The sequence below is a fragment of the Enhygromyxa salina genome, from assembly GCF_000737335.2.
GTDB classification, from domain to species: domain Bacteria; phylum Myxococcota_A; class Polyangia; order Nannocystales; family Nannocystaceae; genus Plesiocystis; species Plesiocystis salina_C.
The window spans coordinates 36,412-58,372 of the sequence record NZ_JMCC02000056.1; the positions used below are offsets into that span (position 1 = coordinate 36,412).

Annotated in this window: 22 protein-coding genes; 14 read left to right on the forward strand and 8 right to left on the reverse strand. The window is 67.7% G+C overall.

What is annotated here, in order from left to right:
* Window positions 1–92: 92 nt before the first annotated feature.
* The 6 genes from DB30_RS21210 to DB30_RS21235 all read left to right on the forward strand — a co-directional run bounded on the left by DB30_RS21210 (window position 93) and on the right by DB30_RS21235 (window position 6,141).
* Window positions 93–1,583, forward strand: coding sequence for an FG-GAP repeat protein (locus DB30_RS21210; protein ID WP_052551819.1), 1,491 nt, complete (start codon window positions 93–95; stop codon window positions 1,581–1,583).
* 230 nt (window positions 1,584–1,813) lie between these two features.
* Window positions 1,814–3,481 carry an FG-GAP-like repeat-containing protein gene (locus DB30_RS21215; protein WP_146659935.1) on the forward strand — a complete coding sequence of 556 codons (1,668 nt, stop codon included), beginning with the start codon at window positions 1,814–1,816 and terminating at the stop codon, window positions 3,479–3,481.
* A 48-nt stretch (window positions 3,482–3,529) separates the two neighbouring features.
* A complete protein-coding gene (locus DB30_RS21220) occupies window positions 3,530–3,754 on the forward strand; it encodes a hypothetical protein (RefSeq protein WP_052551823.1) in 225 nt (74 codons plus the stop codon).
* Window positions 3,751–4,584, forward strand: a complete 834-nt coding sequence (locus DB30_RS42375) for a Smr/MutS family protein (RefSeq protein WP_240480293.1) — start codon at window positions 3,751–3,753, stop codon at window positions 4,582–4,584. The genes DB30_RS21220 and DB30_RS42375 overlap by 4 nt, the downstream gene beginning before the upstream one ends.
* 68 nt (window positions 4,585–4,652) lie before the next feature.
* Entirely contained in the window at window positions 4,653–5,585 is a 933-nt protein-coding gene (locus DB30_RS21230) for a TerB family tellurite resistance protein (protein WP_146659937.1), read from the forward strand.
* 88 nt (window positions 5,586–5,673) lie between these two features.
* Complete coding sequence (locus DB30_RS21235; protein WP_146659939.1) at window positions 5,674–6,141, forward strand: hypothetical protein; 468 nt, start codon at window positions 5,674–5,676, stop codon at window positions 6,139–6,141.
* Window positions 6,142–6,404: 263 nt separating this feature from the next.
* Here DB30_RS21235 and DB30_RS21240 read toward each other — a convergent pair whose 3' ends face one another.
* Together DB30_RS21240 and DB30_RS21245 are read right to left on the reverse strand one after the other, a co-directional pair.
* Window positions 6,405–7,211: an SDR family NAD(P)-dependent oxidoreductase gene (locus tag DB30_RS21240; protein ID WP_052551828.1), complete on the reverse strand. Its 807-nt coding sequence runs from the start codon at window positions 7,209–7,211 to the stop codon at window positions 6,405–6,407.
* A 42-nt stretch (window positions 7,212–7,253) separates the two neighbouring features.
* The gene (locus DB30_RS21245) at window positions 7,254–8,027 is read right to left on the reverse strand and encodes a lysophospholipid acyltransferase family protein (RefSeq protein ID WP_052551829.1); all 774 of its coding nucleotides are present in this window, start codon (window positions 8,025–8,027) and stop codon (window positions 7,254–7,256) included.
* A 150-nt stretch (window positions 8,028–8,177) separates the two neighbouring features.
* Here DB30_RS21245 and DB30_RS21250 point away from each other — a divergent pair, with 150 nt between their 5' ends.
* The gene (locus DB30_RS21250; protein WP_052551831.1) at window positions 8,178–9,155 is read left to right on the forward strand and encodes a hypothetical protein; all 978 of its coding nucleotides are present in this window, start codon (window positions 8,178–8,180) and stop codon (window positions 9,153–9,155) included.
* Window positions 9,156–9,164: 9 nt separating this feature from the next.
* On the opposite strand, the gene DB30_RS21255 is transcribed toward DB30_RS21250, so the two are convergent.
* The 3 genes from DB30_RS21255 to DB30_RS21265 form a co-directional block, all read right to left on the reverse strand.
* Window positions 9,165–10,274, reverse strand: coding sequence for a TFIIB-type zinc ribbon-containing protein (locus tag DB30_RS21255; RefSeq protein ID WP_052551833.1), 1,110 nt, complete (start codon window positions 10,272–10,274; stop codon window positions 9,165–9,167).
* A 144-nt stretch (window positions 10,275–10,418) separates the two neighbouring features.
* Window positions 10,419–11,021, reverse strand: a complete 603-nt coding sequence (locus DB30_RS21260) for a peroxiredoxin (protein ID WP_052551835.1) — start codon at window positions 11,019–11,021, stop codon at window positions 10,419–10,421.
* Window positions 11,006–11,653, reverse strand: coding sequence for a DUF3501 family protein (locus tag DB30_RS21265; RefSeq protein ID WP_052551837.1), 648 nt, complete (start codon window positions 11,651–11,653; stop codon window positions 11,006–11,008). Before DB30_RS21265 ends, DB30_RS21260 begins: the two co-directional genes overlap by 16 nt.
* Before the next feature lie 153 nt (window positions 11,654–11,806).
* Here DB30_RS21265 and DB30_RS21270 point away from each other — a divergent pair, with 153 nt between their 5' ends.
* Window positions 11,807–12,043 (forward strand): hypothetical protein, encoded by a 237-nt coding sequence (locus DB30_RS21270; RefSeq protein ID WP_165703871.1) that lies wholly within the window; start codon window positions 11,807–11,809, stop codon window positions 12,041–12,043.
* Window positions 12,040–12,606: an HmuY family protein gene (locus tag DB30_RS21275; protein WP_052551841.1), complete on the forward strand. Its 567-nt coding sequence runs from the start codon at window positions 12,040–12,042 to the stop codon at window positions 12,604–12,606. Before DB30_RS21270 ends, DB30_RS21275 begins: the two co-directional genes overlap by 4 nt.
* Here the strand turns inward: DB30_RS21275 and DB30_RS21280 are convergent.
* Both DB30_RS21280 and DB30_RS21285 read right to left on the reverse strand, forming a co-directional pair.
* A complete protein-coding gene (locus DB30_RS21280) occupies window positions 12,600–14,633 on the reverse strand; it encodes a TonB-dependent receptor plug domain-containing protein (RefSeq protein ID WP_052551842.1) in 2,034 nt (677 codons plus the stop codon). The genes DB30_RS21275 and DB30_RS21280 overlap by 7 nt on opposite strands.
* A gap of 97 nt (window positions 14,634–14,730) precedes the next feature.
* Complete coding sequence (locus DB30_RS21285) at window positions 14,731–15,297, reverse strand: thioredoxin family protein (RefSeq protein WP_240480294.1); 567 nt, start codon at window positions 15,295–15,297, stop codon at window positions 14,731–14,733.
* Between the two features lie 101 nt (window positions 15,298–15,398).
* Between DB30_RS21285 and DB30_RS21290 the strand changes: the two genes are divergently transcribed.
* The 5 genes from DB30_RS21290 to DB30_RS42380 all read left to right on the forward strand — a co-directional run bounded on the left by DB30_RS21290 (window position 15,399) and on the right by DB30_RS42380 (window position 21,167).
* Entirely contained in the window at window positions 15,399–16,328 is a 930-nt protein-coding gene (locus tag DB30_RS21290; protein ID WP_052551844.1) for an alpha/beta fold hydrolase, read from the forward strand.
* Entirely contained in the window at window positions 16,325–17,068 is a 744-nt protein-coding gene (locus tag DB30_RS21295) for a ketopantoate reductase family protein (protein ID WP_052551845.1), read from the forward strand. The genes DB30_RS21290 and DB30_RS21295 overlap by 4 nt, the downstream gene beginning before the upstream one ends.
* A gap of 13 nt (window positions 17,069–17,081) precedes the next feature.
* Entirely contained in the window at window positions 17,082–17,828 is a 747-nt protein-coding gene (locus DB30_RS21300) for a lysoplasmalogenase (RefSeq protein ID WP_165703872.1), read from the forward strand.
* Window positions 17,829–18,245: 417 nt separating this feature from the next.
* Entirely contained in the window at window positions 18,246–19,988 is a 1,743-nt protein-coding gene (locus DB30_RS21305) for an ATP-binding protein (RefSeq protein ID WP_146659948.1), read from the forward strand.
* Between the two features lie 114 nt (window positions 19,989–20,102).
* Window positions 20,103–21,167, forward strand: coding sequence for a hypothetical protein (locus tag DB30_RS42380; protein WP_240480295.1), 1,065 nt, complete (start codon window positions 20,103–20,105; stop codon window positions 21,165–21,167).
* A 3-nt stretch (window positions 21,168–21,170) separates the two neighbouring features.
* Here DB30_RS42380 and DB30_RS21315 read toward each other — a convergent pair whose 3' ends face one another.
* Entirely contained in the window at window positions 21,171–21,902 is a 732-nt protein-coding gene (locus DB30_RS21315) for an ABC transporter permease (RefSeq protein WP_338082204.1), read from the reverse strand.
* Between the last annotated feature and the right edge of the window lie 59 nt (window positions 21,903–21,961).

The following is a 21,961-nucleotide window of genomic DNA, read 5'->3' on the forward strand; positions in this document are numbered from 1 at the left end:
TTGTCGGGATCACCGCATGCGATCTGGAGGCACCTGAATCAATCAGCACATACCGCGAAGGCTCCACGCCTCCGCCGTCGTCAAGCGCGAGCTTGCAGGCCGACTTCAACGGTGACGGCTACGCGGATCTGGCGATCGGGGTGCCGGGTGAGGGTCTGGGCAGCTCGCTCCCGTCGGCCGGCGCCGTCAACGTGATCTACGGCTCATCCGACGGCTTGGACGCGGATGGCAACCAACTGTGGACGCAGGACACCCCGGGTGTCGAAGGTATCGCCGAGGCCAACGACAATTTTGGTACAACCCTCGCGGCCGGTGATTTCAACGATGACGGATACGCGGATCTGGCGATCGGCGTGCCGCATGAAGGGATTGGCGACACCTACCGGGCGGGCGCCGTCAACGTGCTCTACGGCTCGCCGAGCGGACTCAAACCCTTGGGGAGCCAGCTTTGGAGTCAGAATATCTCCGGCATCGCGGACCACGCGGAATTCAACGACAAGTTTGGCGCTTCGCTGACAACCGGCGACTTCGATGATGATGGCTACGTCGATCTTGCGATCGGCGTCCCCTACGAAGACATCAATGGCCGGGTCGACGCGGGCGCGGTCCATGTCATCTACGGATCATCGAGTGGGTTGGCGGCCGCCAACGACCAGTTCTGGCATCAGGGCGTCCCAGGGGTCACCGGTACGCTGGAGAGCGACGACCGGTTTGGCTCGGCGTTGGCCGCTGGCGACTTCGACGACGACGGCAAGTCGGATCTCGCGGTCGGCGTACCGCTCGAGGACATCAGCGAGATCGTGGACGCTGGCTTGGTCCACGTGCTGTATGGCACCAACAGCGGGCTGGGCGTCACTGGCGATCAGACCTGGCATCAGAACAGCAACGGCATCCAGGGCGTCGCGGAGGCGTTCGACGAGTTTGGCGCGGCCTTGGCTGTGGGTGACTTCGACGACGATGGACGCGACGATCTGGCAGTTGGCGTGCCCTACGACGATGTCGACTCGGCCCAGGACGCAGGCGCCGTGAACGTGATCTTTGGCGGCGCGAATGGGCTGGATTCGGCCAATGATCAACTGTTGAATCAGGCCGTAGCGGGGATCGAGGGCGTCGCCGAGTCATTCGACCAGTTCGGCATGACCCTGGCCAGCGGAGACTTTGACGGCGACGGCCACGGGGATCTTGCGATCGGCGTACCCGGCGAGGATCTGAGCGACGAGTCCACGATCATCCTGGACGCTGGCGCCGTCAACGTGGTGTACGGAGCCAACAGCGGGGTCTCGACCAAGGACAACCGACTGTTCAGCCTGGACACCTCCGGGATCGGGGGGGCTGCTGCCAAGTTTGACGGGTTTGGGTCGGCGCTCACCACGGGTGACTTCGACGGTGACGAGCGGGTGGATCTGGCGATTGGCGTGCCCTATGAGGACGTCGAGGGCGAGGCCGACGCGGGGGCGGTCCACGTCATCTACGGGTCGGGCTCGGGCCTGAAGGCCAAGGGCGATCAGGTCTGGCATCAAGACAGCCCCGGGATCGAGGGGGTGGCCGACCAGCATGATCACTTTGGCGCGACAGTTCGCTGAGTCGACCCGCTGAGTCGATCGGCTGAGGCGATTCGCTGAGGCGATTCGCCCCGGTCTGCGCGAAGGTACCCAAGCTTTGGCGTGGGTGCCTCGTCGTCGTGGGAGGGCGACGCAATACCGACATCAGCGTCGGCACGCTGCAATTCGCTCGCGTGGGAATTGTTGCGAGTCGTGCCAGCCTGAAAGATCGGGGGCGGACAACACAGCGCGCCCAGAGCAGGAGTGTCGCCGTGTACCACCCAGTTCAAATTATCAGCGCTCGCTCGGGCGTGGCCGCGATCATGCTAATTGGCGTTTGTGCATGTACGACCGAGTTTGCCGATCCGAGCGACGACCATCAGGGCGTGGGTCTCGACCTTGGCGGCCTCGCGGAAGGGGCAGGGGGCCGGGCGGGGCCGGGGGGCGGCGGCGGCAGGGCTGACTTCAACGGAGACGGCTACGACGATCTGGCGATCGGGGTGCCGGGCGAGGGCGTTGGCAGCAACCTCCCGTCGGTTGGCGCCGTCAACGTACTGTACGGATCGGCGCTGGGGTTGAGCGCGACCGGCAATCAGCTGTGGCATCAAAACAGCGCCGGCATCCTTGGGGCCGCGGAGCCAGGTGATAGCTTTGGCGCGTCGGTCGCGGCCGGGGACTTTGACGGCGATGGATTCGCTGATCTGGCGATCGGTGTCCCGTTCGAGAGCATCGGCGCGGTCGCCGATGGCGGAGCCGTGAATGTACTGTATGGATCTGCGAAGGGCTTGACGGCGGCCGGCAATCAGATCTGGCACCAAAATAGTGCTGGGCTCATTGGCGCAGCCGAGCCCAGCGATCTGTTTGGCTGGGCGCTGACGAGCGGCGACTTCAACAAGGACGGCTACCAGGATCTGGCGGTTGGGGTGCCAGGCGAGGATGTCGGGGGAGTCGCGGACGCCGGAGCGGTCAATGTCATCTACGGATCTGCGGCGGGGCTGAGCGCGACCAGCAATCAGATCTGGCATCAAGACGTGGCTGGGGTCGGCGGTGTCGCCGAGACGGGCGACTCGTTCGGGAGCGCGCTGGCGGCCGGAGACTTCAACAGTGACGGCCACGTGGATCTGGCGATTGGTGTGCCGGACGAGGACGTGGCGCTGATCGCCAGGGCTGGCATGGTCAACGTGTTCTACGGCAGCAGCGTGGGGCTCTCGGCGGACGGCGATCAGATTTGGCATCAGAACAGCCTTGGGATCCTTGGGGCCGCGGAGCCCAATGACAACTTTGGCCGCGCGCTGGCGGCGGGCGACTTTGACAATGATGGGTACCCTGATCTAGCGATCGGCGTCCCCAATGAGGGGGTCGGGCTGACGAGCGAAGCCGGGGCCCTCAACGTCATCTACGGATCCGCCGTGGGTCTGTCTGTGGCCGCCGACCAGCTCTGGCATCAAGACAGCCTGGGCATCTTGGGCGTGGCCGAGGCGTCGGACCACTTTGGGCGGTCGCTGGCTGCGGGTGACTTCGATGACGACGGGCGCGACGATCTGGCGATCGGTGTGCCGGGCGAAGATCTAGAAGGCACGGCGGTCGAGGTCGACGCTGGCGCGCTCAACTTGATCTATGGCTCGGACGGCGGGCTGGCGGCGGTCGACAACCAGCTGTGGCACCAAAATAGCGGCGGGATCCCGGGGGCGACCGAGGGCTTTGACGCGTTCGGCAGCTCGTTGACGGCGGGCGATTTTGACGCGGATGGCCGCATGGACCTGGTGATCGGGGTACCCCTCGAGGATCTCGGGCCCCTGGTGAACGCGGGCGCGGCCAACGTGTTGTATGGGGCGATCGGCGGGCTGACTGCGATCGACAGCCAGATCTGGCATCAGGACAGCTCCGGGATGATCGGGGCGGGCGAACCCGGCGACCGGTTCGGTGCGTCCGTCCGATAGTTGGTAGTGGCCTGGCATCGCGGCGGCGGCTGGGCTAAGTGTCCCACGATGGCGCAGGTTCCGATGGCCCTGACGGGAGTGCCGACCGAAGAGCTCGAGCAGCTGCTGCGGCTCGTACATCGCAAGCACATCACGCCACCGCTGACGCCGGTCGAGCTCGCGCTCGTCGGGCTGCAGCATCGCAGCGAGGAGCTGATGCAGAGCTTGCGCGGGCTCGACGAGGCCGGCGCGCGGGCGGTGTTGATCGCGGTGCTGGCCGAGCGACGCTCGTGAGCGATGGTGATCAGGACGGCCTGATCGACAAGCTCGATCGCCTCGTCGCGGCCAGTGAGTCCGAGCTCACGCTCACGCCCCGCGGTCAGCTGCGGACCGACGCGGGCCAGCGGCTGGCCGTCGTCGAGCTCGGTCCAGGCGGGGGCGAGTGGATCGAGGTCGGTGTTGGCGCGAAGCTGATCCGGCTGCGGTTTGGCGGATGGGTCGAGGGCATCGAGGTCGATCCCGCGTCCCACGACGCCGAGCAGATCGAGGAGGCGCGCGAGCTGGCCCTGGACTTCGTGGCCGCGGCAATGTTTGGCGAGCTGCGGGTGATTGAGGTCCGCCTGCGCGGCGAGGTGCTGCAGCGGTGTCTCGAGGTCTGCGTCGCGGGCACGTGGCGGCGGCACGCCAAGACTGGATCGCTGGGCTTGGCGGGTGTTCGCGCGTGGCTGCGTCGGGGCCTCGAGCGGCGCGTGCGAAGCAACGAGGGGCGGGTGCGTCGGCCCAAGTCGCTGCGCGCTGCAGGTCCGCGCGGGCTGCCCGATGCGCCGTGGGCTGGGGCGTCTGCGGGCAGCGAGCCAGCGGCCGCCGAGGTCGCCGTTGATGGCGAGCTCGACCTGCACAATTTTTCGCCAAAAGAGGTAGCGCCCTTGGTCCGGGAGTACATCGAGGTCTGTCGCGCGCGCGGGATCCGGGACCTGCGGATCGTGCATGGCAAGGGCAAGGGCGTGCTGCGGCGGACGGTGCACTCGCTGCTCGAGGGCCACCCGCTGGTCGAGGACTATCGGCTCGGGGGGCACGGCGAGGGCAGCTGGGGTGCCACGATCGTGCGGCTGCGCCCTGACTAGCGCCATGGACTGCCAGGACAGGCCAGTTCGCGGTCGCGTCCGTGCGCGAGTGATGCGACGCTTGCGGCGTGCACCTCATGGACATGAGCTCGACCGCGGCGACCCTCGCCCTACGCGTGATGCGGACGGTCGCGCGGTGTGACGGCGAGACGCACAAAGAGTCGGAGCTGGTCATCGCGGCCGCGCAGCTGCTGGGCGCGAGCGCCGATGTGGACCCGGTCGAGCCCGGCGAACTCAATCAGGCGAAGCTCGACCCGGCCGAGGCCGAGCGCGTCGTGCAGGCCGCGATCCTGACCGCGTTGATGGACGGTGAGGTGAGCCCGAGCGAGCTGACGATCGTCCGCGCGATCGCTACGGCGCTCGACGTGGACGAGCCACGCGTCAAGAACCTCGAGCAGCTGGCGACCGGGCGGGTCCGCGCAATGTGGGTGGATCTGGCGCGACGCTCGTGGGCGCGCGACGTGTTCGTGGACGCGCTGAAGACCCAGGGTCCCCGCGGTGTGTGGAAGATCGTCGGGCCGCTGCTTGGGCGGGCCAAGGACCCCGAGCTCGCGGCGCGCTACATCGCCACAGGCGAGCTGCCGCGAGACACGATGGGGTACGCGTACTTTCACTTCGTGACGAGCAACGACCTGCCGTTCCCCGGCGAGGGCCACGGCGTCGCAGAGTCGGGCGTGTGGCACGACTGCGCCCACGTGCTGGGTGGCTACGGGATCGAGCCCAGCGAGGAGATTCTGCTGGTCTCGTTCGTCGCGGGCTTCTCTCGCCAAGATCCGTTCTTTTGGCTGTTCACGATCACGCTGCAATTCCACCTGGGGATCTCGATGTCGCCCTACAGCCCGCCGAAGACGGGGCTGTTCGATCCGCCCGCGGTGCTGCGGGCGTTCGAGCGCGGGGCCGCGATGAACCTGGACCTCAGCGCGAAGGGGTTTGATCCGTGGCAGCTGTTTCCGCGAAACCTCGAGCAGCTGCGCGCGGAGCTCGGGGTCGGGGTGCGTTAGAGCGCCGAACAGTTTGGAGCCGCATCGTCAGGTGTGTCTCCGCCGCCACGCCAGCGCAACTGCGATCTACTTCGCAGGGACACCATCCATGAATACAGACGAGAAGGAAAATGTAGCCTTGCTGCTAGGCCGCCGGACGCGACGACTCGAGGAAATGGAGCGAGATGGCGTTTTTCCGTCGTTTCTGGCCGCGAAGTACGCACGCGAGAGTGCAGCTCTGGAGGCCGCCAAAGTCTCGGACCTATCTCCCGAGCTCATGGCGGCGCTCTTGCGCGCCGCGTTCCTCGACGAGGAGGAGGACGTTCGAGCGGCGGCTCGACACGCTCTGATCGTACGCGATGAACACATCGGCGACATCATTCATCTTGCCCTCACCATGGATGACGATCCAGACGTCCGCGATTCCGCATTCGACGAGGCCCTCGAGGTGTCTGACAAAGTGCGTAGGGCTCGATTAATCCGGCAGGCAGCACACGCTCTGAAAGATGACGATTGTGAGGCCATTCGTGCACGCGCAATGGACTTCGGAGAGTCTCCCCTCTGTACCAACGAGTGAACCTGGTGTGGAAAGCCCGCCCAGGGGCCACCCGGCGAAGACCCGTCGCGCGGCCCTCAGTCCAAACGGCGGCCCAAAGCTCCCGCCATGTCGCCACCGACCCGCCGTGGTCCTCGAGCTGGGCATGCTCGTCGCCAAGTCAGCTGAGCACGATCCGCAAGCGAGGTTGCTCGCCATGCTCGAGCGCCGCGTCAACGTCCGAGCGACAACGGCAGGAGCGGCCCCAGCTGTGCGTGGCGTCGTGAACGGTGCCGCGACGACGGCTACACCAGCTCGCTCTTGCGGACGGCCCAGCCCGCCAAGCGCCGGGGGATCGACGGGTACAGCCGCTTGATGATGTCGGTCGCCCACGCCTCGGGGGTGATCACCACGCGCTGTTTCCGATGCTCGACCGCGGCGACGATCTTGCTAGCGGCCTTCTCTGGCTTCATGCCCTGGGTGTCGAACCAGTCGATGATCCGCTGGCGCTTGCCATCGTCGGCGCCGCGGCTGTTGCGGACGATGTTGGTGCGGATCCCCCCAGGGTGCACGCTGATCACATCGATGTTCTCGTTGGCCAGCTCGATCGAAAGCGACTCCGAGAACCCACGCACCGCGAACTTGGTGGCGCAGTACGAGCTCTGCTTGGGCACGCCGGTCAGGCCAAACATGCTCGAGAGGTTGACGAAGGCGCCCCAGCCGTTGGCCTGCAGCTGCGGAAGGAAGAATTTGCAGCCGTAGACGACGCCCCAGAAATTGATGCCAACGATCCACTCGAAGTCTTCGAGGCTGTGATCTTCGAGCTTGTCGGTCACGGTCACGCCCGCGTTGTTGATGACGATGTGCGCGGGTCCGTGGGCCTGCTCGACCTCGCTGGCGAAGGCTTGCATGCGCTGCTTGTCGCTGACGTCGACGAGGTGGGTGCTGTGCTGGGTGCCCGGCAGCTCGTTGGCGGTCTGGGCCAGGCCGGTCTCATCGATGTCGGCGATCGCCAGCGTGCAGCCCTTGGCAGCGAGGGCCTTGGCGGTGGCGCGACCGATCCCGCTCGAGGCTCCGGTGACGACGGCGACGCGTTTGTCGAGGCTGCGCATGTCAATCGACTACGCCGCGGCCAGCAACGGGTCAAGCGCCGTTCAAGCCGCGTCTAAGCCCGCGCGGGCCTGGTGAACCAGCGCCTGGACGCTCGCGTGGAGCTGCTCGGTGATCGCGGTCGTGCGGCCTTGCAGCCGGATCGGCTGGCCAACGGCCATCGCAACCGGCGTTCGTCGACGTGAACCAAACGCCTGGGCGTGGGCCAAGAAGCTGTCGTCGACGTACTCGCAGCCGGGCGGATAGGCGACGCCGACTGGCACGAACTCGACGTCGAGTCCGCGACAGGCCGCGAGCGCGCCGGCGTTGAACGGCCGGACCTCGTCGCCCGCGAAGGTCGTGCCTTCCGGGAACACGCAGATCGTGCGGCCTCGCTGCAGGTGGGCCCGGATCGAGCGGATCGCCGCGGCCCCGCTGTGCTTGGACTCGCGGTCAACGAAGATCGTCTGGGCTTTTTGGGCGGCGAGCCCAAGCAGCGGCCAGGTCTCGAGGTCGGCGCGGCTGAGCACCGAGCCGCCGAAGTGGGTCAGCAGCAGCGGGATGTCGACGGCGGTGCGGTGGTTGCTGACGACCAGGCGCGGGCCGGTTGGCGGGGGGGGGAGCTCGCCGAGGATCCGCAGGTCGACTGACAGCACCCGCAAGATCCCCGCGGTCCAGGCCCTCATGTAGCGCTGAAAGATCGGGTCTTGCTCGGCGCCGGCTCGCAGCTTGCGATCGACGAGCTTGTGCGACTCGGCGGCCGCGAGCATCACCGCGGTCCAACCCGCCAACGTGGCGCCCCGCGTGGGCGCGAGCAGGTTGCGCAGCGCGTTGGCCATCGCCAGCGTTATACCGGAGCCGCGCTCGACGGATCTCGTCTGGCTCGTCGTTTGCTGCGTGGTCAGTTAGGCGGGAAAAATATAAGTAAATTCATATAGTTGTGATGTTCAGGTTGCCAGCGGAGACAAGAACGGTCATTCGTCTCGCCGATGTTGCCCCGCCAAGAGCCCGATCCGCCCGCGGTGGTGAGGGTGCAGGCGAACGCGGCCGCGCTGGTCGCCGCGCTGTGTCCCCGGGCGCTGGGCTCGATCGTCGATCCGCTGATCCCAAAGTCGATCGTCGCGGCGCTGCGCTGGGTATTTGGGCGCACGCTCGAGCTAGAGGAGGTCGAGGCGGCGTTGCTCGGGTCGCGGTTCGGGGCCGACGAGCTCGGCATGCTCGATGGCTTTGACATGGACGCACGCTGCGAGCTGGTCCGCGCCGCGATGGTCGTGTCGCTCGCCGACCAGCGTCGGGATCCGGCCCGGACCGCTGGTGTCCGCGCGCTCGCAGAGCAGCTTGGTGTGTCGGCCACGGACGAGGGGCTCGAGCAGCTCTCGCTGCTGACGGCGGGCAAGCTCGGGCAGCTGCGCTGGCGCATGCTGGACCACAGCGTCAACACCTTGTGGGGGGAGCGCTCGGACTCCAAGCGCGAGCTGTGGTGGCAGCTGGTCGGCACCGTGTTCACCAGCTCGAGCGCCGAGCGGGCCGTCGCTTCGCGCTTCGTCGGCCTGGGTCTGCTGCCGCCGTCAACCGTTGGCTGGGCGCTGCATCGGCACTATCGCGTGCACGGCCTGGCGGTCCCAGGCGAGGGCAGGGGCGTGTCCGACAAGTTCGTCGCCCACGAGCTCGCCCACGTGCTGACGGACTACCCCCCACATCCCTACGGCGAGATGCTGCTCGCGGCGTTTCACGCGGGCAACACCCCCGCGCTGGCGATCGAGCTGCTGCTGCGCGCGCTGCTGCAATATCACCACGGGATCCGGCTCGACGACGCGCCCACGCGCGGGCTGTTGGTGCCGGACGATCTGTTTCGGGCCTACGCGCGCGGGCACGCGACCCGGGTCGACCTGCATCACGCAGACTGGAACGCGCTGCTCGAGCGAGACCTCGACGAGGTCCGCCGCGAGCTTGGCCTTTCAGCTTAGGATCTGGGGTTACCCGAACTTGTGGACCAGCAGCACGATCAGCACGATCACCGCGATCGCGCCGAGCACCGCCATTGCGATCTTGATCTTGCTGTAGGGCCGCTCGCCGACCGCCTCGCCCGTGCGGGCGTTGACCACGAAGCGATAGACCGTGTTGTCGTAGCGAAAGCTGGACAGCCATAGCGGCAGCAAGAACAGCTTGAAGGTCACGCTGGTGTGGTTGGTCGAGTAGCTGTCGATCGACTGGGTGTCGCCGCCGATGTCCGAGCGGATCGTGCTCTCGATCCCGGGCACCATCTTTTTCTTGGCGACCCCGAACCCATCTTCGAGCCCGAGCGCCGCTCGCTCGGCCATGAACCCGCTGAGGTAGCGAGAGTCGAAGGCCGTGAGCGCGCCGAGGTCCCAAGGCTCGAGATCGGCGATCAGCTTGTCGGGCAGCGACGTGGACGCGCAGATCAGCAGGTCGTCGAAGTGGCGCTGGATGTGACCGCTGACCGGGCTCCATCGGGTCTTTCGAACCTGCCGCGTCTGGGTCTTGCCCTCGGAGTCTTGGTAGGTCTCCGTCACGTAGTAGTAGGTGCCGCGCTGGCCCCGATACGAAGCGTGGGCGAGGGCGTCGTAGGTGTAGTAGGGCAGGTAGACCCCGTCCATGCGCACGCGCCTGGCCTTGGCGGCGAGATCGCTGGGGGCGAACCACCGACTCGTGACCCAGTCCTTGAACTTGCCGCCCGCGGTGCGCTCGTCGATCGCGAAGGGCAGCACGCTCTCGGGCACGATCGTTGCCCGATCTTCGGTGATCGGCACGACCACCGGCGAGTCGCAAAACGGACACGCGCTGGCCTGCGCGGTGATCATTGTGATCGCGCCGCAGCCGTTGCACTGGATCTCGTGACCGTTCTCGGCGAGGGCGCTGACCGGCTGCTGCCGGAGCGCGCGCAGGGCCTCCTCGAACGAGCGCTCGACCACGGGCGCGGCTGCGGCTGGCGCGGCGATCTGTTGGCTGTGGCCGCAGTAGGGGCACTGCAGGCTGGTGCTGCCCGGCGCGAACTCGAGCTTGGCGCCGCACTGCTGGCACGGGAATTCTTCATGGGTGCCGGTCTGCGTGTGCGGCTCGGTCATACTGCGGGGACTCTACTAAAACTCGGGGTCCCACGAACCCATTTTCGGGGCCGGGTTCACGACCCGTCATTGAGAAGGCAGCCGATCGTCGCTCGGCACCAGCTCACGCGCGCGCGCTGAGCTGATCCGACGAGGGCCAGCTGATCACAGATCCTGACCGTGCTCCGACAGGTAGCTCGACACGCCCTTCGCCGTCGCCGTCATGCCCGGGTCGCCCGCGCGCCACCCTGCTGGGCAGACCTCGCCGTGCTGCTCATGGAACTGCAGCGCGTCGATCAGGCGCAGCAGCTCGTCGATGTTTCGACCGAGCGGGAGATCGTTCACGATCTGCGAGCGGACGATCCCCTCGCGATCGATGATGAAGGCGGCCCGGAGCGCGACACCGTCCGGTGTTTCAACGCCGTAGGCCTGGACGATCTCGTGCTTGATGTCGCCCGCGAGGGCGTACGAGACCTCGCCGATGCCACCGTCGGCGAGCGTGGTGTTGCGCCACGCAGCGTGGGTGTGCGCGGAGTCGATCGAGACGGCGATGACCTCGACGTTGCGCTCGCGAAGCTGCGGCATGCGGTGGTCGAGCGCGACCAGCTCCGAGGGGCACACGAATGTGAAGTCGAGGGGATAGAAGAACACGAGCGCGTACTTGCCCTTGGTCGTGGACGCGAGCTCGAATTCCTCATCGATGCTGCCGTCTGCGAGGACCGCGGAGCAGCGGAAGTTGGGGGCGGGTTTTCCTACCAGGATAGACATGTCGATTTCCTTGCTTGGTTGGAGTGGATGAAAGCAGCGGATTGGTTCGCTTCGGCTTCGGCGAGGGTAGCGATCAGCGACGCGCGCGTCGTCGGCGGTAGGGCCACGCGATGGTGGTCGAGGGTCGAGTCGACGCGCAGCCAGACCGCAGCCGTGGACATCGCTCGAATCGCCGGCTCCGGGATCGAAAATCCCACGTAGTGGACGGCGGCCGGTTCATCGTCGCGCGGTTGCAGCTGCTGGCACGGGCAGCGCCAGGCCCCGATCTCGAGGCTCAGCAGGCCACGATCGATCTGCCTCGACAGCCGCGCGCCGACCTCGGCGCCACCCGACTGAATCATCAAGGTCGCGGTCAGTCGCCCGGGTTGGGGGACGAGGCAGGTGTACTCGTCGATCTCGCGCTGGATGTGGGCGGCGCTCGAGCGCGACTCGACGCGCAGGACCTCCTGGATCTGCCACAGGACCGTCTCGCGGCTCTCGAACAGCAGACACAGGTGGCCGATCTCGACGCGGCGCGCCCGCTTGTCGCGCCGCAGCTTCGCCCCCCAGGACTCCCGAGCCTGCTCGTGGAGTTCGCGGGGGCGCAGGTCGCTGAGATCGATCGCAGGTCGAGAGCCGCGGGTGGGAGACATGGAAAAATAATAGTGAAAGTCATGTTCATTTTCAAGTCGGTCGGAGACGTGATGCTCACGCCCACCCAGTGGTCCACATGGGGCCGGGGATGCCTCAGCGAGTGTCAAAAATTGATATTGAAAATAAGTTTCAAATTTGGCAAGAGCTTGGGCGTGAAGACGAGTCACACCCACGAGCTCCTGGCGACCAAGCGTGGCTACCGCGTCTTGATCTGCGATTGCTGCGACATCGTCCACGTCGAGGTGGGTCCGGTGACCTTGCGACTCCGACCGGGCGCGCTCGCTCACCTCGCCGAGGTGCTCGACCACGCGAGCCGCCAGCTTCAGACGCGGGAGTCCAACCTGGGCACGGCCGAGCTCGACGGCGAGCCGACGGGGCTGGTGAATTGAAGCGGCGCTCGCTGGCCGCGGTGGCCGTGCTGGCCGTGCTCGCTGCGGGCTGTGGTCCGGGGTCGAACCCGGAGCTCCCGCAGTGTCCGGGCCAGACCGTGTGCACGGTCGTCGAGGAGCAGACCGGGATGTTCATCAGCGTGGTGAACGCCCCGGACAAGGACGTCTCGACCCTCTACGCGTTCTCGAGTCCAGATGACCCGGTCGAGACCGACGCGTGGATCCTTGGCTTCGCGCGCACGACGATCACCGTCAACGGCGGCGTGAGTGGCGACGCGGGCGTCGAAGTAGCGATGCTCGACGGCGCCAGCCTCGTCGAGCTCGAGGCCGAGGACGTCCCGGTTGACGGGTGGTTCACCGACGAGGACGCACAGCTCGCGTTCGAGCGTGAGAACAAGTGGTACGCCTACGACATCGGCCGCCACGTCATCGAGATTCGCCCGCGCGTCTACTTCGTTCGCCTCGCCGACGGCACGACCTACGGCATGCAGTTCATCAGCTACTACGACTACACCGGGGCGTCGCGCCACCCGACCTTTCGCTGGGTCGAGATGTCTCAGTAGCGAAAGCTCAGACCGCCGTAGAACGAGCGCGGCGCGATCGGGTTGGTCGTGGCGTCGCCAGCGTCGAGGAGGTTCTCGACGCCAACGAAGGCGCCAAAGTAGCGAAGGAAGCTCTGGCTCACGCGGACGTCGATCGACGCGAAGGGCACGGCGAAGCTGACGGGCAGATCGGGGCTGACCGAGAACGCTCGGCGTCCGGTCACGCGCCCGCGAACGACGGCTCGCGTGCCCCAGCTGCGCTGGTGAAAGCGCAGGGCCAAGGTCGCTTGGTGGGCAGCGCGGCCGGGCAGCGGCTGGCGGGTGAGCTTGTTGCGGGCGTGCAAGAAGGTATAGCCGGCCTCGGCCTCGAAGTGGCGCAGGAAGCCGACGAAGCCCGAGGCCTCGACCCCGCGGACGAAGGCCGAGCCGACGTTGACGTAGCTGAAGGTGTCGAGTCCGAGCTCGTTGGCGTTCGCCACGACGTCAACGGTGATCAGGTCGCGCAGCTGGTTGTCGAACAGCCCGAGCTCGACGCGATAGTTCTTGCTCGGGGTCCAGGTCAGGCCAAGGTCACCGGTCCAGGCTTGCTCGGGCGCCAGCGAGGGGTTGCCCGTGACGCGATAGCCGACGCCAGCGTTGACGAAGGCCAGGTGCATCTCGCGGAAGCTTGGCGCCCGGTAGCCGCGGCCGTAGGCTGCGCGCAAGGTCAGCGACTCGATCGGGGCGACGAGCAGGGCCAGGCGACCGGTCGGGTACAGACCGAAGCGTGAGTCGTAGTCGACGCGCAGGGCCGGGAGCACGGTGACCCGCGGGCTCGTGGTCGGGGTCCACTCGTCTTGCATGAACAGCGCGACTCGCTGGCGGTCGCTGCGATTGGCCCCGGACTCGGCGACGACGCGCTCGCTGACCAGCCACTCGAGCTGCACGTCGGCGCCGCTGGTCACGAGGTGGCGACCGGCGAGCTGGTCGAGCTGGACGCTGAACTGGCCGATGTGGTCCCAGGTTGGCTGGCGCTGATCGAAGGCCTCGCCCTCGCGCTGATCCTGGACGAACAGATCCTTGAACACGTTGTAGTGGGCCGTGCCGCGCAGCTGACTGCTGTCGCCCACCCAGGTCGCGGCATAGGTCAGGTCGCCGGTGTAGGTCGAGTTGGCCCGATCGACGAGCGAGCCGTCGTCGGCTCGATCGACGCCCTGCGACAGGCGCTGCTGGACGTTGCCGTCGAGGCTCATGCGGACCTCGCTCGGCAGCTGGAGCTTGGCGCCCGCGCCAACGTTCCACTGATCAACGCGGTCGCCGGTCGTGGCCTCGTCAAACGGCGTGGCGTCCCAGCCGTCGGTTCGGTGGTAGCCGCCAAAGCCAGCGAGTTGCCAGCGACGCATGCCTCCGGCGACGCGCCCGCTGGCGTCGACGGTGTTGCGGCTGGCGTAGACCACGCGCGCGTCGGACTGGACGCCCGGATCTGGATCGCGGGTGATGATGTTGATGACGCCGCCGACCGCGTCCGAGCCGTACACGACCGAGCCCGCGCCGTGGACGATCTCGACCCGCTCGACGTTCTCGACCGTGAATCGGCTCAGATCGATGGTCCCGTCGATGCGTCCGGTCGCGCGCTGGCCGTCGATGAGGACCAAGACCTGCTCGGGATCGAAGCCGCGCAGCGACAGCTCGGTCCCGCCGACGCCCTCGGTCAAGCTGATGCTGGAGTCTTGGTGCTCGAGGGCCTCGGCCAAGGTCTCGGCTCCGGAGTCGACGATGTCCTGCCGGGTCACCAAGGTCGTGGCCACGGGGGCGGTGCTAGCGTCATGGGCGGTTCGCGTTCCGGTCGAAACGATGATCGTCTGCGCCGCGACCGGAGCCTCGCCGCGCGGTGGTCGGCGGGCGCGTCGTGTCGGCCCTTCGGCTCGCCCGGGCGGCTCGTCGTCGCCAACATCGTCGTGATCATCGTCGTGATCGTCGTCGTCGATGACCGAGGCGTCGGGTGCCGTCGAGTCGCTCGCGGGGGCGTGGAGCGTCAGGCCGAGGAGATACCAACCGAATAGAGACACGAGAGGGGGACACACCTGCGGCGGGGCACTGGACTTTCTAGAAAATGAGAGTCATTTTCAAGTTGGGTCCGGCGGCGTCCGCGTGAGCCAACCTCGGTCAGTTCTGATCCGCCCGCGCAGCAGCCAGCAGCGCTTCGAGCCGCGGTCGCAAGTTGTCGACGGCCCCCGGACCTTTGATCCCGCCTTCGGTCCGGCGAGGGCCCGCGCGTCCGTCTGGCCCCGGCGCCACGAACAGCGGGATCATCTGGGAGCTGTAGCCGGCGGCGGCGAGCCGATCACGATCGCGGTCGAGGTCGAACTCGAGCAGTCGCAAGTTGGGAAACACCTGGTCGAGCGAGCCGCCGTCGACGGCGTCGTGGAAGTACTGGCACGGCTCGCACCAGCTGGCGCCGACGTAGACCAAGAGCTGACGATCGTCGGTCTGGGCGCGAGCCCGCTCGGCATTCACGAGCTCGATCACGTCGCCCTGTTCCGGGGCGAGGATGAACTCTGGGCCGACTCCAGCGAGCGCAGGTGCGGGACCGGATGCCAACGCAGGCGCTCCCGTGTCAGTGGGGGGGGCGGGCGTCGCGGGGCACGCGGTGAGCAGCGTGAACGTCCACAGCGCGAGCAAGCCACGGGGCGGACGGACGAACGATGACGGTGAGGTCGAGCGAGTGGTCACGACCGCCGCAGCATACGTTGCTCGCGGCACGCGTTGCGTCCGTTGGGTCTGCGTCCAGGCTGTGTGGACCGAGCCCGTGGCTCGGGGTACTCGTAGCAGGCATGGATGACCTCGCGTATTTTCCACCTGGGACCCAGACCTTCGTGGGGTGTCTGGGCTCGGGTCTGCGGGTGCGCTGGTACGAGCGCGGACCGGCCGAAGGCTTCGACGATGACGACGCCAGCGAGAGCTCCCGCCGCGCCCGCCCCACGGTGCTGTGCCTGCACGGGTTCCCCGAGCTGGCGGTGAGCTGGCGCGAGCAGATCGCGGGCTTGTCCGACAGCTTTCGCGTGGTCGCCCCAGACATGCGCGGCTACGGTGGCACCGACGCGCCACGCCGGGTCCGTGACTACAGCGTCGATGTTCTGGCGCGGGACGTGGTCGAGCTCATCGATGCGCTTGGGGTCGACCGGGTCCACCTCGTTGGCCACGACTGGGGTGGGGCGGTCGCGTGGGAGGTGGCCCAGCGCTACGCCGATCGCCTGCACACGCTGAGCGTGATCAACTGCCCGCCGGTCCAGATCATGGTTCGGCAGCTGCGGAACCTCGATCAGCTGCGCCGCAGCTGGTACTTCTTTTTCTTCCAGCTGCCGTGGTTGCCCGAGCAGCGCTTGCGCAGCAACCCGGAGCTGATGGTGGCCAAGGGCTTCAGGGCCAACGCCGTCAACCAAGAGCCGTTCTCGCGCGAGCGACTCGAGCCCTATCTTCGCCAGCTGCGCGAGCGCGGCATGCCAGGCATCAACTACTATCGCGCCGCGCCGCTGCACCTGCTGCGTCGACTCGCGCCGATCACCACGCCGACCCGGTTGATCTGGGGCTTGCGCGATCCGGCCTTGGGCCCGTGGTTCGCCGAGCCCAGCCTCTACGAAGACTGGGTCGAGCGCTTCGATCGTGTGCTGCTCGAGGACGTTGGCCACTACCCCGGGCAAGAGGCGCCGACGCGGGTCAACCAGGCGCTGCGCGAGCACTTTGGTGGGGGGGCGGCGTCATGATCGTGGTGGTGGGGGCCGGGCGGATCGGCGGGGCGCTGCACCAGCGCGATCCCGATCAGTTCGCGCTCGTCGATCGCCATCATGGCTGGGAGCTGCTCGAGGCCGAGCCCGGCTCGCCGATCCTGCTGGCGGTCCGCAACGATGATCTGCTCGCGGTCCTCGAGCGGGTGCCGGCCCGGCGTCGCGCGGATCTGGTGATCGCGCAAAACGGCATGCTGCGACCGTGGCTGCGCGAGCACGGGCTGACCCAGGTGACGCGCGGCCTGCTGTTCATGGCCGTGCCGACCCGCGGCGCCGCGATCGAGCCGGGTGGTGAGAGCCCGTTCTTCGGGCCCCACGCAGAGGCGATGGTCCGGGCGTTCACCCGGGTGGGGTTGCCAGCGGCGGTCGTGAGCGCGCAGGACTTCGCGGGGATCGAGCTCGAGAAGCTGATCTGGAACTGTGCGTTTGGGCTGTGCTGCGAGGCGTTCAACTGCGACGTGGGCACGGTCGTCTTGGATCACGCCCAGCAGCTGCGCGCGCTGGTGGCCGAGCTGCTCGCGGTTGGCGGCCCGGCGTTGGACGTGGAGCTCGAGCCCTTGGTGGATCGGCTGTGCGCCTACTCGCGCTCGATCCCCAGCTACCAAGGCGCGGTCAAAGAGTGGCCGTGGCGCAACGGCTGGTTCGTGTTGACCGCCCGCGAGCGGGGCGTGGCCACGCCCACGCACGATCGACTGCTGGCAGCCGTCGGTCGGAGCTGAGACGATGCTGGCGATGTCAGTCGCCGATGTCCTGGGTCGGAGTGGGCCCGAGCTGTCCGGGGGGACCCAACTCGCGAGCGTGTGGGTTGCCGTCACCATCGCGGCGCTCGGCCTGCACTTGTTCGTCGAGTATCGCAGCTCATTTGGGTCCGGGAGGGGGCGGGCTGAGGACGATGACGCAACGCCCAGCCGGCCCGCGTCTCTCGCGATCACCAAGCTGATCGCGTCGACCGGGTTCCTGTTCACGGCGATCCACGCGGGCGCGCTCGGGTCCGAGTGGGGGCGCTGGATCTTCGTTGGCCTGGTGCTCTCGTGGTGCGGCGACGCGTTCTTGCTGGCCCGCGCGCGGTCGATGTTCCTCGCTGGCCTGGTCGCGTTCTTGCTGGGACACGTCGGCTATTGCGTGGCCTTCGTCACCCACGGCTTTGACACCCGCGTCGCGCTGGCGGTCGCGCCGGTCGTGCTGATCGCGGCGCTGGTCGTCGATCGCTGGCTCCGCGATCACGTGCAGGCGGGCATGCGGCTGCCGGTCCGGGCGTACATCGTGGTGATCTCGATCATGCTGACGCTGGCGATCGCCGCGTGGCGGGGGGGCGGATCGCACTTGCTGTTGCTCGGCGCCGTGTCGTTCTACTTGTCTGACCTCTCGGTCGCGAGCGATCGGTTCGTGCGCCGCGACTTTCTCAACCGGCTGTGGGGTCTGCCCGCCTACTACCTAGGTCAGCTGTGTCTCGCGTTGTCGGTGCTCCCGCACGGGTGACGGGCCGGCTCTTCGTTCAGCCTGCACGTACGGCGGGTGCGTTGCCACCTGCGCCGCGCCCCTAGTACCCTGCCGCAGTGAATTTGATGGTTTGAGGCGCCGGGCCTGGCGTCCCTGGCGCGAAGCGAGGAAGGAGTGTGTCGGGCACACTCGACTGACGAGCGACAAAGCCAGGGGCGTCAGGAACTAGCCTCAAACCATCAAATTCACTGCGGCAGGGTACTCGCTCGTGGATCGGGTGCGTTGATCTGTACGGACGTGCCGGCTGAACAGCGCCGCGTTCGCGCGCGCGTGGGCTTTCTCGTGTGAAGTCGTTGCGCGTGGCTTGCTTGGCCTCGCGAAAACCCGCACCCTAAGCGGCCTAGTGAACGATTCGGGCTACCGCGACGACCGCGGATCCCGGACTCGCAAGCGCGGATGCATTCGTCTCAACTTCAGCTCTGGTCTGTCGACAAGCTAGACGCCCCGCGCGTGTGGGCCGGGCGGCCGTCGATCTTCGAGCATGTAGAGCGCGAGCTCGCGGCGTTGCGCCAGATCCAGGCCAACGCGCCCGAGCCAAGCGCTGACGGGCTCGCGCAGCCTGACCAACCTGACCAACCTGACCAACTAGATCAATCGGATCACGACGGCCTCGAGCTCGCGCTGCCCGACGACGAGCAGCACGAACGGGGCGGGCTGCGCTGGGCCGCGGGTGCGCTCGATGGGGTGATGGGTCGCCACGCGCAGGTCGAAGACGAGCGCCTGCGTGCCAAGCAGATCGTCAAGGCGGTCCGCGACTTGCTCGGGGCGGCCAGGCCCGCGCACCTCGAGCACCTGACCCGGCTGCTCACGCGCGCGCCGGTGCTGGGTGTGCTCGACGACGTGCTCGGCGAGCTGGTCGGCAACGGCGAGCTCGATCCCGATCGCTTTCACGCGCTCGCGCTGTTCTTGGTCCGCGGCGCGCCCGATCGTGAAGTCGTGAAGCTGGGGATCAGCATGCTCGGCGTGCTGGTCGGCTGCGACGAGCGGGACACGCTGCTCACGATCGGGCACCACGAAGAATTCACGCTGTTTTGCGTGGTCGCGCTGGCCAGCACGTTGGAGGACGCCGACCACGAGCTGTGGCAGCTCGCCAAGGGGGTGCGCGGGTGGGGTCGGATCCACGCGGTCGAGCGCCTGGCCCAGACCGGCGATCCAGAGATCCGGGCGTGGTTGGTCCGCGAGGGGTTCCGCAACCAAGTGATGGACGAGTACCTGGCCCACACCTGCGCGATCGCGGGTGATCTCGCCGGCGCGCTCGAGGCCGACATCGTCGATGACCCGCTGCTCGATGGCGCGGCGGGGATCCTCGCCGCGCTGCTCAACGGCGGGCCCGCGGAGGACATCGAGGACTATGAACAAGCGCCGCGCGCGGCCGCGGCCTACCTGCGCCACCTCGCCCGGCGGCCCGAGCACCGCACCCTCGATCTCGCCCACCTGTTGGTCGTCGAGCAGCTGCGCGAGTTCATCGGGCCAGTCGGCGACGAGCTCGAGGACGACGAGACCCTGCGCGAGCTCGGCTGGACCCTGGAGATCCGCCGCGTCGTGCTGGACATGTGCGCGCGCGTGGTCGCCCGACCCGAGTGGCCGCGCCTGGTCCTCGAGGGGCTCGAGACCGAGTCGCTCGAGCGTTTTCACCAGGCCGACGCGGCCGCGCAGCTGCTGGGCATCGACGCGTGGTCGCACCACTTGCGGCGCGTCCAGGCCAGCCCGCGCAGCTCGCCGTCGTGGTTTCGCCTGGTGCAGACCGAAGACGAGGGCCGCTACACGCAGGCGCTGCAGCTCGCCCAGCAGCTGTTGCCGCTGCACGAGATCGCCACGGGTCCGGCCGAAGAGGTCGGGCTCAGCCGCGAGTTCGATGTGCACGACACGCTGCTCATGGTCGTGCAGAGCTTGGTCGACAAGCCAGGTCGCGGGCTCGAGCTGCTCGACACGGCCCTGCGATCGCCCGTCACGCGGGTGCGTCGCGGGGCGCTGCGCGTGCTGATCGCGTGGGCGGATGAAGGTGAGCTCGAGGCCGTCCCCGCGGAGGGTGGTGAGTCACGAGGTGGCCGCGCGCTCCTCGAGCAGGCTGCCGCGCGCGAGGTCGATGAAGAGCTCGCCACCGAGATGCAGCAGCTGCTCTCGCGCTCGGGGTCCTGACGATCTGCGCGGGCGAAGGGGGTGGCTCGTCCGCCTCGCCGAAATCTTTGCGCCGCTCGGTTCTGGTCCACGCTGGCCACGTCCGCGATCTGCCGATTCGCTACTCTGGACTCGATGCCCGGCACGACACGATGGCGTGAGCGACGGTCGCTGGGTCTGCTCGCTCCCGTGCTGGCCGGGGTGCTGGCCGGGTGTTTCGCGATCAATCCACTGTTCGAGGCCGGCGACGATGGGACCTCGGTGGCGGGCAGCGGCGATGGAAAGGGGACCGGCAGCGGCGATGGAATGGCGACGGGCAGCGGCGATGGAATGGCGACGGGCAGCGGCGATGGAATGGCGACGGGCAGCGGCGATGGAATGGCGACGGGCAGCGGCGATGGAATGGCGACGGGCAGCGGCGATGGAATGGCGACGGGCAGCGGCGATGGAATGGCGACGGGCAGCGGCGATGGAATGGCGACGGGCAGCGGCGATGGAATGGCGACGGGCAGCGGCGATGGAATGGCGACGGGCAGCGGCGATGGAATGGCGACGGGCAGCGGCGATGGGATGGAGGCGGACAGCGGCGATGGGACGGAGACGGAGACCGGCGAAGATGGGCCCGCCGGCCCGCCGATCGACTCGTTCGTCGATGACTTCGAGGATGGCGAGATCGGCCCAGAGTGGTCCGCGCCTGCGTGCAGCGCTGGCTGTACGATCGAGGAGTCCGGCGGCGCGATGCGCTTTGGCCTGAGCGGGGACCAAGCGTGCGCGTGCACGCTCACGACCGGTGACGTCTACTCGTTGATCGACACGCGGGTGGTCCTCGATGTGCCGGCGATCACCAACTTTCACCCGCCGATTCGGTTCTTCATGTCGGTCAGCAACGCGGATGGCGACGCGATCGAGTATGGGTTTGATGGCGCCAACGTGTTCTTCGCGGAGATCCTCGAGGGCAACGCTACGATCTTCTCGAGCACGACCATGTACGTACCCGGACCACGCTATTGGCAGCTGCGCGAGCAGGGCGGGCAGCTCTACTTCGAGAGCTCGCCGGACGCCGCGGCGTGGGACCTGGAATTTCAGACCGACACCCCGTTCTATGTGGGCGCCGTTCGGTTTCGGTTTGGTGCCCGGGTCGCGGACGCGATGCCGTCGAACATCGGGATCTCCGTGCCCAACTACAACGTCCTCCCGTGACCCTCAGAGATCTTTCACGGCGCGGGCGCCCACGCCCAGCGACACGCCGCCCAGCGCGAGCAAGCCGGCGCAGGCGGGGGCGATCTCGGCGAGCGAAGATCCACGCCAGACCGCGCCTTCGATCGCCAGCAGCGCCCACGCGACCGGGCTCGCGTTCGCGGCCGCCTGCAGCCAGCTCGGCATCAAGAACAGCGGCAGCATCCCACCGCCGAGCATCGCCATGCCCATCAGGATCGCCCAGCTCATCCCGGCGGCCGAGTGCGTGCGGCGTCCGATCACGGCGAGCAAGGCCATGACGCCAACGAAGCCCAAGGCCGTACACGCGAGCGCGAGCGCGAGCAGGCCGACGCTCTGGGGCCGCACGCCAAAGCCAAGCACCGCGACCATCACCAGCGTGAGCTGCATGATCACGATTGCGACCAAGCACGCGCCGGCCTTGCCCGCGAGGATCGTCAGGCGTGAGACCGGGGCGACCGCGAGCCGCAGCAGCGTGCCGCGCTTGCGCTCCTCGACCAGGCTGACCGCAAAGGTCGCCGCGCAAGCCAGCACCGCCCAGATGATCCCTTGCGGAAAGGTCACCGCGTAGGGCGAGGGCGGGCGCGCGGTCGGGCCACGCTGTTCGGCGTGCACGCTGTTGAAGTGGATCGAGACCGCCTGAATCGGCTGGATCGGCTGCATCGGCTGGGTCGTGCCGGGGGTGGACCCGGCCCGGGCGAGCGCGCGCCAGGCCGCCAGCTGGGTTTGGAACCTCGGCGACGGGGATCGGCAACGCGTACGCGGTCGCGTACTGGCTG